The sequence below is a fragment of the Bacillus sp. z60-11 genome (assembly GCF_046464135.1).
Taxonomy (GTDB): domain Bacteria; phylum Bacillota; class Bacilli; order Bacillales; family Bacillaceae; genus Bacillus; species Bacillus sonorensis_A.
The window spans coordinates 272,172-284,344 of the sequence record NZ_JBIYSN010000002.1 but is presented as its reverse complement, the minus strand read 5'-3'; the positions used below and the strand labels follow the sequence as shown (position 1 = coordinate 284,344).

At 43.4% G+C, this 12,173-nt stretch carries 17 protein-coding genes and 1 riboswitch; of the genes, 12 read left to right on the top strand and 5 right to left on the bottom strand.

Annotation, left to right across the window (positions count from 1 at the left end):
• Positions 1-111: 111 nt before the first annotated feature.
• From comGA to ACINLD_RS08180, 8 genes are all read left to right on the top strand, one after another.
• On the top strand, positions 112-1,179 hold the full coding sequence (comGA, locus tag ACINLD_RS08215) for a competence type IV pilus ATPase ComGA (protein ID WP_409444622.1): 1,068 nt from the start codon (positions 112-114) through the stop codon (positions 1,177-1,179).
• Complete coding sequence (gene comGB, locus ACINLD_RS08210; RefSeq protein ID WP_410206967.1) at positions 1,166-2,203, top strand: competence type IV pilus assembly protein ComGB; 1,038 nt, start codon at positions 1,166-1,168, stop codon at positions 2,201-2,203. The genes comGA and comGB overlap by 14 nt, the downstream gene beginning before the upstream one ends.
• Positions 2,204-2,217: 14 nt before the next feature.
• Positions 2,218-2,511, top strand: coding sequence for a competence type IV pilus major pilin ComGC (comGC, locus tag ACINLD_RS08205; protein WP_026587852.1), 294 nt, complete (start codon positions 2,218-2,220; stop codon positions 2,509-2,511).
• Positions 2,511-2,954: a competence type IV pilus minor pilin ComGD gene (gene comGD / locus ACINLD_RS08200; RefSeq protein WP_236251143.1), complete on the top strand. Its 444-nt coding sequence runs from the start codon at positions 2,511-2,513 to the stop codon at positions 2,952-2,954. The genes comGC and comGD overlap by 1 nt, the downstream gene beginning before the upstream one ends.
• Entirely contained in the window at positions 2,938-3,285 is a 348-nt protein-coding gene (comGE, locus tag ACINLD_RS08195) for a competence type IV pilus minor pilin ComGE (RefSeq protein ID WP_277691020.1), read from the top strand. The genes comGD and comGE overlap by 17 nt, the downstream gene beginning before the upstream one ends.
• Entirely contained in the window at positions 3,194-3,682 is a 489-nt protein-coding gene (gene comGF / locus ACINLD_RS08190) for a competence type IV pilus minor pilin ComGF (RefSeq protein WP_277691019.1), read from the top strand. Before comGE ends, comGF begins: the two co-directional genes overlap by 92 nt.
• Positions 3,683-3,695: 13 nt before the next feature.
• Positions 3,696-4,061 (top strand): competence type IV pilus minor pilin ComGG, encoded by a 366-nt coding sequence (comGG, locus tag ACINLD_RS08185; RefSeq protein WP_026587848.1) that lies wholly within the window; start codon positions 3,696-3,698, stop codon positions 4,059-4,061.
• A 71-nt stretch (positions 4,062-4,132) separates the two neighbouring features.
• Entirely contained in the window at positions 4,133-4,318 is a 186-nt protein-coding gene (locus ACINLD_RS08180; protein ID WP_026587847.1) for a YqzE family protein, read from the top strand.
• An 85-nt stretch (positions 4,319-4,403) separates the two neighbouring features.
• On the opposite strand, the gene ACINLD_RS08175 is transcribed toward ACINLD_RS08180, so the two are convergent.
• Positions 4,404-4,721 (bottom strand): YqzG/YhdC family protein, encoded by a 318-nt coding sequence (locus tag ACINLD_RS08175; RefSeq protein WP_026587846.1) that lies wholly within the window; start codon positions 4,719-4,721, stop codon positions 4,404-4,406.
• 269 nt (positions 4,722-4,990) lie between these two features.
• On the opposite strand from ACINLD_RS08175, the gene tapA reads away from it, so the two are divergent.
• From tapA to tasA, 3 genes are all read left to right on the top strand, one after another.
• On the top strand, positions 4,991-5,719 hold the full coding sequence (gene tapA / locus ACINLD_RS08170) for an amyloid fiber anchoring/assembly protein TapA (protein WP_077736494.1): 729 nt from the start codon (positions 4,991-4,993) through the stop codon (positions 5,717-5,719).
• Entirely contained in the window at positions 5,716-6,300 is a 585-nt protein-coding gene (sipW, locus tag ACINLD_RS08165) for a signal peptidase I SipW (protein ID WP_026587844.1), read from the top strand. Before tapA ends, sipW begins: the two co-directional genes overlap by 4 nt.
• Positions 6,301-6,368: 68 nt before the next feature.
• Positions 6,369-7,163, top strand: coding sequence for a biofilm matrix protein TasA (gene tasA / locus ACINLD_RS08160; RefSeq protein ID WP_026587843.1), 795 nt, complete (start codon positions 6,369-6,371; stop codon positions 7,161-7,163).
• 109 nt (positions 7,164-7,272) lie between these two features.
• On the opposite strand, the gene sinR is transcribed toward tasA, so the two are convergent.
• From sinR to ACINLD_RS08140, 4 genes are all read right to left on the bottom strand, one after another.
• Complete coding sequence (gene sinR, locus ACINLD_RS08155) at positions 7,273-7,608, bottom strand: transcriptional regulator SinR (protein ID WP_006637528.1); 336 nt, start codon at positions 7,606-7,608, stop codon at positions 7,273-7,275.
• 33 nt (positions 7,609-7,641) lie between these two features.
• The gene (gene sinI / locus ACINLD_RS08150) at positions 7,642-7,818 is read right to left on the bottom strand and encodes an anti-repressor SinI (RefSeq protein WP_026587842.1); all 177 of its coding nucleotides are present in this window, start codon (positions 7,816-7,818) and stop codon (positions 7,642-7,644) included.
• A gap of 185 nt (positions 7,819-8,003) precedes the next feature.
• Positions 8,004-8,798 (bottom strand): YqhG family protein, encoded by a 795-nt coding sequence (locus ACINLD_RS08145; protein WP_077736495.1) that lies wholly within the window; start codon positions 8,796-8,798, stop codon positions 8,004-8,006.
• 3 nt (positions 8,799-8,801) lie between these two features.
• A complete protein-coding gene (locus tag ACINLD_RS08140; protein ID WP_077736496.1) occupies positions 8,802-10,481 on the bottom strand; it encodes a DEAD/DEAH box helicase in 1,680 nt (559 codons plus the stop codon).
• A 248-nt stretch (positions 10,482-10,729) separates the two neighbouring features.
• A riboswitch (glycine riboswitch) is annotated at positions 10,730-10,832 on the top strand.
• A gap of 232 nt (positions 10,833-11,064) precedes the next feature.
• Here ACINLD_RS08140 and gcvT point away from each other — a divergent pair.
• Complete coding sequence (gene gcvT / locus ACINLD_RS08135) at positions 11,065-12,159, top strand: glycine cleavage system aminomethyltransferase GcvT (protein ID WP_026587839.1); 1,095 nt, start codon at positions 11,065-11,067, stop codon at positions 12,157-12,159.
• Positions 12,160-12,173 lie beyond the last annotated feature (14 nt).

Genomic DNA, 12,173 nt, shown 5'->3' with positions numbered 1-12,173 from the left:
CTTCCAAAACTTATTTTTTTCTGCCGGTTTCAGCTGATTTTCATTTTTTTGTGGTTTGATGCTGCTGGTGTTTTTCGTTTAAACTGCGGTTAGAAAGGAGGCGCAAGGTTTTTGCAGACGACTGAATCATTTAGCGGGAAATTAATCGAAGAGGCATTCATGATGAAAGCTTCGGATATCCATATTGTTCCGGGAGAAAAAGACGCGCTGATACGCTTCAGAATTGATGGTGAGCTGTTTAGAAAGCATCGATTAACGAAAAATGAATGCTCGAGGCTTATTTCTCATTTTAAATTTTTGTCTTCCATGGATATCGGTGAACGCAGGCAGCCGCAAAGCGGGTCCTTGACCTTGCACATGAAGGGGGAGCCCGTTCATTTAAGAATGTCCACATTGCCAACCATAAATGAAGAAAGCCTGGTGATCCGCGTTTTGCCGCAGACAAGCAAACAGCCGCTCAAAAAGCTTTCTTTGTTTCCAAGCGCAACATTCAAGCTCCTGTCTTTCCTGAAACATGCTCACGGTTTAATGATCTTTACCGGTCCGACCGGATCAGGCAAGTCGACAACACTTTATTCGCTGATCGAATATGCCAAACGCCACTTTAACCGCAACATTATTACATTGGAGGATCCGGTTGAATCGAGAAGCGAAAATATTTTGCAAGTACAGGTGAATGAAAAAGCGGGAATGTCGTATTCGGCCGGTTTAAAGGCGGTTCTCCGCCATGATCCGGACATGATCATACTGGGGGAAATCCGTGATGCTGAAACAGCCGAAACCGCAGTCAGAGCTGCGCTGACAGGACATCTCGTCCTCACGAGCATGCATGCGAAAAATGCAAAGGGAACGATTTACAGGCTTCTTGAGTTTGGTATTGACATAACAGAAATTGAACAGACGCTCATCGCAGTAAGCGCTCAGCGCCTGGTAGGGCTTGTCTGCCCGTTTTGCGGCGACAGATGCTCTTTGTTTTGCCGATTGTCCAGGCCTGTGAGAAGAGCAAGCATTTTTGAGCTGCTTTATGGGAAAAGGCTTCACCAATGTGTAAAAGAAGCAAAAGGTGAATATGCCGTTGTCCGCGATGAAACTTTAGGCATGCTGATTCGAAAAGGAATTGCGCTCGGCTATCTGCCGGCGGAAGCCTATGAGCGCTGGGTTGATCATGAGTCGGAATAAAGGCAAATGGCCTGTGCGGGAACAGGCGGAGCTTCTTGAAAAGCTCGGCGAGATGATAGTAAACGGCTATACGCTGCTGGACGCTTTAAGCATGCTGGCGCTGCAATTGAACAAACATCAAAGAGCGGACATCTCGTTTGGAATACGGAAGCTTACTGAAGGACACCCTGTTTTTCAAGTTTTGAATATGATGTCATTTCATCAAGACGCCGTCAGCATTGTCTATTTTGCCGAGCAGCATGGGAATTTGCCCTTCGCTTTCTGCCAAAGCGGAGAGCTGCTTCACCGTAAAATCGGCCAGGCCGAAAAAATCAAGAAAGCCGCAAAGTATCCTTTATTCTTAATTTTGACGGTCTGTCTCATCTCTTATATTTTAAAATCGGCCATTCTGCCGCAATTCTCAGCGATCTACGATTCGATGAATATCGAGAGAACTTTTTTGACTTCCTTCATATTTTTGTTTTTTGACAGTTTCACATGGCTGTTCATCCTCATGCTGCTGTTGGTCGCAGTTTTAGCTGTGTACTATGTTTGCCGCTTCCGGCATAAGCCTCCTGAAGCCCGAATGCTTCTTTTCATCAAAATTCCTCTGCTTGGCAGAATCCTCAAATTATTTAACAGCTATTTTTTTTCACTTCAGCTGAGCAACCTTTTAAAATCCGGTTTGTCTATATACGAAAGTCTAAAAGCATTTGAGAGCCAGCCTTTTTTGCCGTTTTATCAGCACGAGGCCAAGTGTTTGATCAAGAGGCTGAAACAAGGGGAAGCGATCGATGAAATGATAGCCGGACGCCCCTATTATGAAAAAGATTTGTCCAAAGCGATTGTTCACGGCCAGTTAAACGGTCATCTTCACAGAGAACTATATTCGTACAGCCAATTTCTGCTCGATCGTCTCGAAAAGAAAGCGGCAAAGTGGACAGGCATGATCCAGCCAATGATTTACGGACTGACCGCGCTGATGATACTCATTCTTTATCTGTCTATGCTTTTGCCAATGTATCAAATGATGAATCAGCTATAAAGGAGGGCGACAGTTTGAATGAAAAGGGATTTACTTTGATCGAAATGCTCGTCGTCATGCTCGTTGTATCCATTCTGCTTTTGATCACAATCCCCAATGTCACAAAACATAATCAAAGCATCCAAAAGAAGGGCTGTGAAGGGCTGAAAAATATGATTCAAGCGCAAATCACAGCTTACCAGATGGACCATGACGGCAAGACGCCAAGCTTGAGCGAGCTTGAATCAGAAGGATATGTTAAAAAGAATGTAAGATGTCCAAACGGGAAGGCGATTGTAATTTCCAACGGCAAGGTGCAGTCTGATTAATGGAGATGGATGAAAAAGGGTTTACTCTTTTAGAAAGCTTAACGGTTTTGATGATCAGTTCACTGATGATGGTCATTTTATTTGCCGGACTGCCTCCCATTTATGAAAAAAAAGCCGTTCAGAACTTCGTTTCCCAGCTTGAGGAGGATTTGCTTTATGCGCAGCAGACAGCGCTCGCACAAAATACGAAGGTAAAGGTGCAGTTTGATTTTGACCATTTCAAATACGTTATTCTGCCTGCTGATAAACGTTCTGACCCTTATCTGACAAGAACCTATGATCGTAAAATCTCCATCAAAAAATCGACGCTGAAACGGCAGCTAACCTACAGTCCAAACGGAGCCCCGAATCAAGGAGGGAAAATGGTGATTGAAACAGGTGATGCTTATTTTGAATTGACGATTTATTTAGGAAGCGGCAAAATCAATGTTCAAACGAAATAAAGGTTTTACAACGCTTGAGGCCGTCTCCGCTTTCAGTATTTGGACGATGATCACCGTCTCGTTTATCCCAATGTTTCATCAGATTGCATTACATCGGGACATGATAGAAAAAGAAGAGGAGGCGTATCGCATACTCGATGAAAAGATCAGCCGCTACATGCTGACAGGCCGGTTTCAGCCGCGGGAAACCGAGGTGTATCAGGGGACCCGTTTTAATATTGATTGGAAGGAGAAAGGGGATGACTATAAAGTCTGTATTTCCATCGAACCTGGAAAAAAGGAAAAACACTGCTTCACCATTTTACAGACAAAAGGGCTTTACCCTTCTTAATGTTTTATTCTCATTTACGGTTTACCTGTTTATAGCCGGAACAATGGCATCCATTTTTCAGCTGTTTTTATCTCCCGCAAGACAAGGAGATCTCAATTTGCAAGAGTGGACCATTACAGCCGAGCAGCTTGTAAAAGAGTGCAGGGCTGCCGTTGATGTCAAAGTGAAAAGCGGTCGTCAAGCATTGGAGATGATCAACTCACTGGGACGGACGGTCCGCTACGAACAATATCAAACAATCATCCGCAAAAGGGTCGATTCAAAAGGCCACGTGCCGATTTTACAAAATGTCAAACAGATCACATTTCAGGTTCAAGATCATCAATTGAACCTTGAAGTGACAAGTCTGAGCGGCAAGGCATATCATACAGCATGTCCGATCTATCATTCAGCTTAGAGGGTGGTCAAGTGTGAACAATTCAAATGGGTTCATTTATCCCGCATCTGTTTTTATGGCTGTGATCTGCATGCTTTGCGCTGTCCATTCGGCTGTTTCATTGATCACCAGGTCTGACTTTGCAGAACAGACAAAAGAATTTTATACTCAGCAAAACCTTCTCCAAAACGGCATACTGCACGCTGTTCGGAACATTCGCGAAGAGACGGATGGAGAGGTTGAAACGGCTTATGGACTTGCGACATATACTGTTACCCAAGCTGATCAACAGATGAAGCGTGTGAAGATCACGGCCAGGACAGCGGAGGGAGCGGTGAAACATGCCGAATTTCTGTTTCGTTTCAAGGAAAATAACATCCTTCAATGGAAGGAGTATTAGACCTTTCAAGCATGTATAAATAAAAGGCCGGGTGACAACACTTCTTCATATAGGAATGATGAGGTGATTTGATGAAAACGAACGATTATGTAAAATATATGACAGAACAGCTTGTGAAGTATATGGACACGCCAAAGGACGAAAGAAAACAGATGAAAGAGAGGCGCAGGGAGAGCAAACCTTCGTCAAGAATTTACCGCTGGTTTGGCATATTGCCGGTCGGCTGTGCCATGTTGTTTAAACGCCGCGATAAATAAAATGTCAGTCGGCAAAATCCTTTCCACCTGAGAAAACCGCTTCCCTTTCGTTCAACATGAAAGCCGCTTTGCATCGCAAAGCGGCTTATTTGTATTCTTCTACGACGACCACTTTATTAATTTTATGTGTTGTGGGTTCATATGAAATGGTGACAAAAACACCAAAGTTTTTGTTTCCTTCGCTAAGAGTCACATGGTATTGTTTGACCGCTTCGTCTGTGCGCTTTCGATCCCATACTTTTTTCGTGAGGCGCACTTCTGCTGACGGATACCTTTTTTTTGCTTCCTGAACCGCTTTTTCTTCCCATTTTGACATGTGGGCTGTGTCTTGAGCTGCCGCTTGTTGAAGCGGCCCGAAACCTGCCAGCAATAAAAACAAACATAAGATGGAGTTTTTCAGCATGGGGTTATCATCCTTTCTTCACTATTTTTTCCTTGTCAACACGGTTTATACAAAAATTAAGAAGAAATTGTGTACATTATAAAGAACTTCAAAGTTTTCAAAAAGATGAGAATTTAAGAGGTTTTTTGAGGAATTAAACGATAATGTTCTGTAAAACGAACTTAATCGACTATTTTGACAGTTTTCAACCTTACCCCTGTTCTTTATACTCTAACTATAAGGTTCTTTAAAACGAACGGGATATACTTTGACTCGCTAGGAGGGTGGTCATGATCCGATTTTCTCGCACTAGGAGATGCCGAAAAAGAGACAAGAAAATAGTTATCGGTTTTCAAATGATTTTGATCATTTACCTTTTAATTGGATTGGGGAGTCAGCTGAATCAATATACGAACGCATCGTTTCATGATGTCGAATATTACAGCATGCCCTTGAAAGCGTCTGCAAAGTTTGATCAAGCAGATGATGTCCTTTGGGATGGAAGCGATTTGAAGCTTCAGAAACAGACCGAGACGAACAAGACAGTGTGTGCGCCTAGCGCCTTATATGCCGAATATAAAAACAGCGGTGACAAGATAACCAGCTCGGAATGGAAATGGGAGCTTCACAAACTGGAGAATCCGGCGAAGACACCGAAGGACGGAACTGTCATTGATAAAGGTGTGGTTTCAAAAGAAGGAAAAGGCGGCGTGTACAGGATCGAGTCAAAGCGGGCAGTAAAGGAAGGAACATACGCGTTTAAACTGATCAAGCCTGAAGGCCACCCTGATCAAAAACAGGGAAAAGCTTTCATCTGGTCTAAAGCAATGGTTCTTCAAGATTGCAAAGAAGAAACACCTAAGCCACCTAAAAAAGCAACATCAACAGAAAAAGACAAGACAGACGTACAGAAAAAATCTAAACAAGACACACATAAAGAAACAACAGACGGCAGTCAATCGGTCAATGAAGAAAAAAATAACGAAGACCATTCATTAGAAAGCGAGGAATCGTCATGAAAAGAGTAATGAAATGGGTCAGCAACATTTTGTATGTGATTATTTTCACGCTGATCATCGCGGCGGTGATCGTTGTGATTTCAACGAAATCGTCCGGCGGAGAGCCGCAGCTGTTCGGCTATCAATTGAAAACGGTTTTATCCGGATCGATGGAGCCGGAGTTTATGACAGGCTCTGTGATCGCCGTTGAAAAGGTGAAAAATCCCGCCTCATTGAAAAAGGGAGACATCATTTCATTCATGCAAGACAAAGACACAATGGTTACCCACCGAATTATCGGTATAACAAAAAATAAATCAAATCTTATCTTTCAAACAAAGGGTGACAACAACCAAAACCCTGATTCTGATCCTGTTTTGGCGGAAAATGTAGTAGCAAAATATTCGGGTTTTACGGTACCGTATGCCGGCTATGTGCTGGATTTTGCTAGCAAACCAATCGGCACGGCCATCTTGTTAATCGTGCCTGGACTCTTATTGATTCTTTACGCAGTCATTACAGTATCAGCGGCTTTAAGAGAAATAGATCAAAAAGCAAAAGCGATCGAAGCTGCCGGAAAAGATCAATCAGTTTCCATGTAATCTTCGTTGGCAACCTGATATTCAGGTTCCATATATAGAGTTTTTATTATAAAAGGAGGAGTTTATCAATGGGTACAAAGAAAAAAATCGGATTAGGCGTTGCTTCCGCTGCGCTGGGACTGGCATTAGTAGGAGGAGGAACTTGGGCTGCGTTCAACGATATCGAAACAACTCAAGCCACTTATGCGGCAGGTACACTTGACCTAAACGCTAAAGATACATCTGCAAGAGTGAACTTGTCTAACCTGAAACCAGGCGACAAATTCACCAAAGATTTCGAATTCAAAAATGATGGCTCACTTGCTATTAAAGAAGTACTGATGCAGCTTGGCTACAGCAATTTCATTGACGGAAACGCGAAAAACGGCGGGAAAAACTCTGCTGAAGACTTCCTGAAACAATTTAAAGTCAGCGTTCTGACTGTCGGAGTTGAAGGCGGAAACGGCTATCCTAAAAACATCATTTTAGATGAAGCGAACCTGTACGACCTGTACAATATGTCTGCGAAGAAAGATAAAGCGGCAATGGAAAAAGTCAAAAAAGCAATTGCGCCGGGCTTCCTGCATGACAACGGCAAAATCAATGTCGCGACAATCGACGGCAAAACTGCACCTGAATATGACGGCATTCCTAAAGATCCGTATGACTTTGACAAAGTGCAGCTTGTTATTGAGTTTGTCAATGACAAAACAACGGATAAGGATGGCAGAATGGTGCAGAACAAATATCAAGGAGATTCTGTGCAGCTTGACTTCTCATTCGAAGGCACTCAATGGAACGGCCTGACAATCGACGGCAAAAAACATGCTGACGAAAACGGATATGTAAAAGAAAACGAAAGAGCTCACAGTGAAGATAAGTAATATGGAGCAATGCGAAAAAACGGATCTGAATGATCCGTTTTTTTATGTTTATTAAAGAATTGGCTCAGTATTCGCGTAAAAAGACCAAAAGGGAGTAAGAGATGTGCACTTACTCCTTTTCTTGTCTTTTCTTCCACTTTTGATAATCTAAAAATTCTCGAAATTGTTTTTTAGAAACCCCTGAAGCCATAGCGTCACGTACTAGATTCTCCCATTCACTATCTAATTGACCATCGTATTCGGTTTCATCTTTTTCATCAAGCAGGGTATGAACCGAGACGTCCAGAACAGCGGAGACTTTTTCTAGAAATTGAATGGAGGGGTTTGTTTGTAAGTTTCTTTCTATAGAACTTAAATAAGACTTCGCTACCCCAGCCTTTTCAGCTAGTTCAGATAGTGAGTAGCCTTTTTCTTTTCGATATTGTTTAATACGCTGGCCAATCAATGTCATCACCTTCCTTTCGATATTATAGCACATTCAGAAAGGATTTATTGAATGACTTCTTTCAATTGATGTGGAAGCTTCGGAAGACTTCTTTCCTAAACGAAGAAAAAACCGTATTTCTTCTGGACTAATGCCTGCTTTCAGGGCATTTTTGATCAGCTCTGCCCATTCCTCATCCCATTCTTCTTTCTCATTTTTATCTTTATTCATATATTTCCCCCCTAAAATACTTGATTATGTATTTCAGTCAACTGTGATGTCATAAACAAAGATAAATCTCAAGGCTCACCACTTTTCCATCCTTGTCCAAAAAATGAAACAATAGTTTGTCTCCATAATTTCATTATAATTCCCCGCTTTTGAATAAAAACAAGAACGATGTCGAATCGGAAAATTTATCCTGAAATTTTTTTCTGCAAATAAAATAACCCGCCGCTTTCCACCTTTATTTCAATTTTCGGCTCGTAAAGCGATTGGAGCGCCTTTTTTTCAATTTCATACTCTTCCGGTTTTTCCTCTGTTTCTTCATAAAATTGATTCAGCAGTGCAAGGTCACTCTCCCATCTTTTATGGGAAGCCTCCGCCCAGTCGAGCGGCTCATTTCTGGCCGCCTGTTCGATATACCGCTCAATCCGTTTGATGCCGCTCTCCGGTTTGATCAATGGCGACATCGTAAAGCAGTAATCGGATATTTGCGAAGAAAGAGCTCTCTCCTCCATTTGCTCTTGAAACTCTTCTATGAGCTGACCGCTGATCAAGTGAAGGCCGAGAGACAAAAGCTTGTCTTTTTTCTTATCAGACTGATAAGAGATCGTCACATTCATCCCCAGCCAGGGCTCAAGTGGAATTTGCGTTCCTTGAGAATGGATTTTTTCATAAAGGCGGATGAATCTTCCGTTTTTCTTGACCGCTTGAAAAATTTGAAAAAGTCTTGGCGAGCCAAAATGAATGAAATCGCCTTCGATACCGTCCGGCGCCAGATCTTCATTTGTAATCAGCGTGATTTTCATCGGGTTTGGCTCGCCGCCCGTCTTTTCAAGCCAATGCCAGTAAAACGGCCTGTTCATGATTTGTTTATCGACTTCGGGCGTCAGCTGTACGGTTAAATGGCCGTCGCTTTTGTCGGTGATATCACATCCGTTTGCCGTGAAAAAGCGTTCCAAAAAGCGGTGTATTTCTTCCTGACGCATCTGTCAGCCTCCAATCTGTTTATGGCTTCCTGCCGCGTCATTTCCATAGGAAATGAATGACGCCAGGTTTTCCATCTTGATCTTCATTTCATCGTCAGTAGCCGAATAAAAAAGGATGTCGTGCAGATGCTCTTCAAAATTGCCGACCTCTATTTTTGTTAAAATATCATCCAAGTCCCCGACTACTTTTTCGAACAGGTGAATTTTTTCATAGAGCAGTTTTAAGATATGTTCTTCGACCGTATGCTTTGTTGCCATATTATAAATGTAGACGTCCCGTTCCTGGCCGAGGCGGTGAATCCGTCCGATTCTTTGCTCAAGGCGCATCGGATTCCACGGCAGGTCATAATTGATAATTTTGTTGCAAAATTGCAGGTTGATCCCTTCACCGCCCGCTTCAGTTGCGATCAATACTTGCACTCTGCCGCGGAAGAGCTCTTTCATCCAGTCTTTTTTCCCTCTTTTAAAACCGCCTCTGAACGGTACAGAGGTGATGCCGTTTTGCTGGAGGAACCATTGCAGATAGATTTGCGTTGCTCTGTACTCTGTGAAAATAATGACTTTGTCATCGAGCTCCTGGATGAGCTCGACGACTTTCATGGCTTTGGAGTTCTGCGCCACTTCATTTACTTTGTCGATCAGATGATGAATCGCAGACTCTCCGATAACAGGCGCTTCTCTGTCTTTTTTGTCAAGCATGTTTTTCAGCGTCATGTAGACCGCTTCTCTGCTTGAACAGCATTCCCGCTCCAAGGTCATGATGGAAAACATGCTTGATGAATGCAGATGGTCTTTTTTCAGCTTTCGAATCTCGTCATATAAAGCCTGCTCAGTCGGTGAAAACGAGATAGGTACGGTTTCGACATGGCGTTTTGTCCACGTGATGCCCGTATCCTGCCGTCTGTTCCTGATCATCACTTTGTTGATCAGCGATTTTAAGCGCTCATGCGTTTCTTTTGAATTGATCTGCTTTGAATAGTCTTTGTTGAAATTGCTCTCATTGCCTAAATGGCCGGGTTTTAACAGGGAGACGAGGTTGAATATTTCGTCAATCTTGTTTTGGATCGGTGTCGCCGTCAGCATCAGGCAATATTTTTTCTTGAGATTGCGGACGAACTCGTAGTTTTTGGTTTTATTGTTTTTCAGTTTGTGAGCTTCATCGATGATAACGACATCATATTGAATCGACAAAACGGTTTCTCTGTGCGGTGACCGTTTGGCCGTATCAAGAGAGGAGACGACAACATCGCACTGCTCCCATACATAGCTTTTTTTCTGTTCTACGGCCGGGATCAGAAATTTTTCGCGCAGCTCTTTCACCCATTGAGACACTAAGGAAGCGGGGACAAGGATCAAAATTTTTTTTGCCAGCCCCCGAATCATGTATTCTTTTAATATCAGCCCGGCTTCAACCGTCTTGCCGAGGCCCACTTCATCGGCTAAAATGGCTTTTCCGTTCATCTCCTCCACCACTTTCTGGGCGACTTCAAGCTGATGGGGAAGCGGGGTGAAATCAGGCAGATGAAACGGAGCCTGCAGTCCTTCAAAGGTTGGAATCGCCAGCCTTTTTTGCACCTCGCAGGAAAGCTGGTAAAGCTCCCAATTCGCCCAAGGTCCGTCTTCCTGAAGATGTTTTTTGAACTGTTCGGGCCATTCATTGTCAAAATGAATGTCTGGTTTCATCGTAACGCCGCCTTTCCTCGATACTAAATCAGATAAATGTTCTCTTTTTTTAGAAAATCTTTTCTGTTTAAAGATGATTTCATACAGAAATCAATAAAAAACGAACATTGAAAACAAAAAATAATAAAATGTTAATGGTTTTTTCTATTGCCCAAACGCTTTGATGATGGTAGGATATTTGTAGATCATCAGCGAAAATATCGTGAGCTTTATCTAGTATGTCCATGAAAAGAAATGAATATGAGCGAATGAGAGCAAGGGGAGAGACCGAAGGGGAACGTAACCGACGGCGCCGAAGGAGCAAGCTCAAAAAATAGCGAATCTCTCAGGCAAAAGAACTCTTGCTTGACGCAACTCTGGAGAGAGTTTGTATCATCTTCATGTTTAGCAAACCACCAAAGGGGACATCTTTGCGTTTTTTAGCAAAGTAAACTTTCAGGTGCCAGGACAGAGAACCTCCGAACTGACTAAGGGGGTTCTCTGTCCTTTTTTGTGCCGTCAAACGGGATTTGATGACGGAATCTTTCGCGTTTTCTGATGATTGGCAAACTTGGTTTAGATTGAAATCGAAGGGGGAAGCAGAATGCTTAAACGAACGCCTTTATTTGATCTTTATAAGGAGTATGGCGGGAAAACGATTGACTTTGGCGGCTGGGAGCTGCCTGTTCAGTTTTCATCGATTAAAGAAGAGCATGAAGCGGTGAGGACGAATGCGGGGCTGTTTGATGTTTCACATATGGGGGAAGTCGAAGTCTCAGGAACCGGCAGCCTTCCGTTTTTGCAAAGGCTTTTGACCAATGATGTTTCCGCACTGACTGAAGGCGGGGCGCAATATACGGCCATGTGCTATGAAGACGGCGGAACGATTGACGATCTCTTGGTTTATCAAAAAGGACCCAATCGCTATCTATTGGTGATCAATGCGGCTAATATCGACAAGGATATCGATTGGATGAACAGGCATGCCGAAGGCGATGTTGTGATCAACAATCTGTCTGACGATATATCTTTGCTTGCCCTTCAAGGACCGAAAGCCGAACGAATTTTAAAACAAGTAACAGACATTGACCTCTCCGCGTTAACGCCGTTTACCTTCCGTGATGAAACAGCGATCGGCACCGTGCGGGCGCTTGTCTCCAGAACGGGCTATACAGGTGAGGACGGTTTTGAAATCTACTGCCGAGATGAGGATGCCGCATACATTTGGCAGCTTCTTTTAGAAAAGGGCAAGGAAGAGGGACTTGTGCCGTGCGGCCTCGGCGCGAGAGACACCCTCCGCTTTGAAGCGAAGCTGCCATTATACGGACAGGAGCTTACAAAAGAGATCACTCCGGTTGAAGCGGGGATCGGCTTTGCCGTCAAAACGAATAAAGAAGCTGATTTCTTCGGAAAATCCGCTTTGGCAGCCCAGAAAGAAAACGGGCCGGACAGAAAGCTCGTCGGTCTTGAAATGATTGATAAAGGGATTCCGAGACACGGATACGCCGTTTATTACCAGGGTGAAAAAGCCGGTGAAGTGACAACGGGAACACAGTCGCCGACTTTGAAAAAAAACGTCGGTCTCGCCTTGCTGAAAAAAGAAGCCGCCGCAATCGGCACCGAAGTCGAAGTGGAAATCAGAAAAAAGCGGCTGAAAGCAAAAGTTGTCAAAACCCCATTTTATAAACGGCAGCCATAAGTTTGCCATGATCA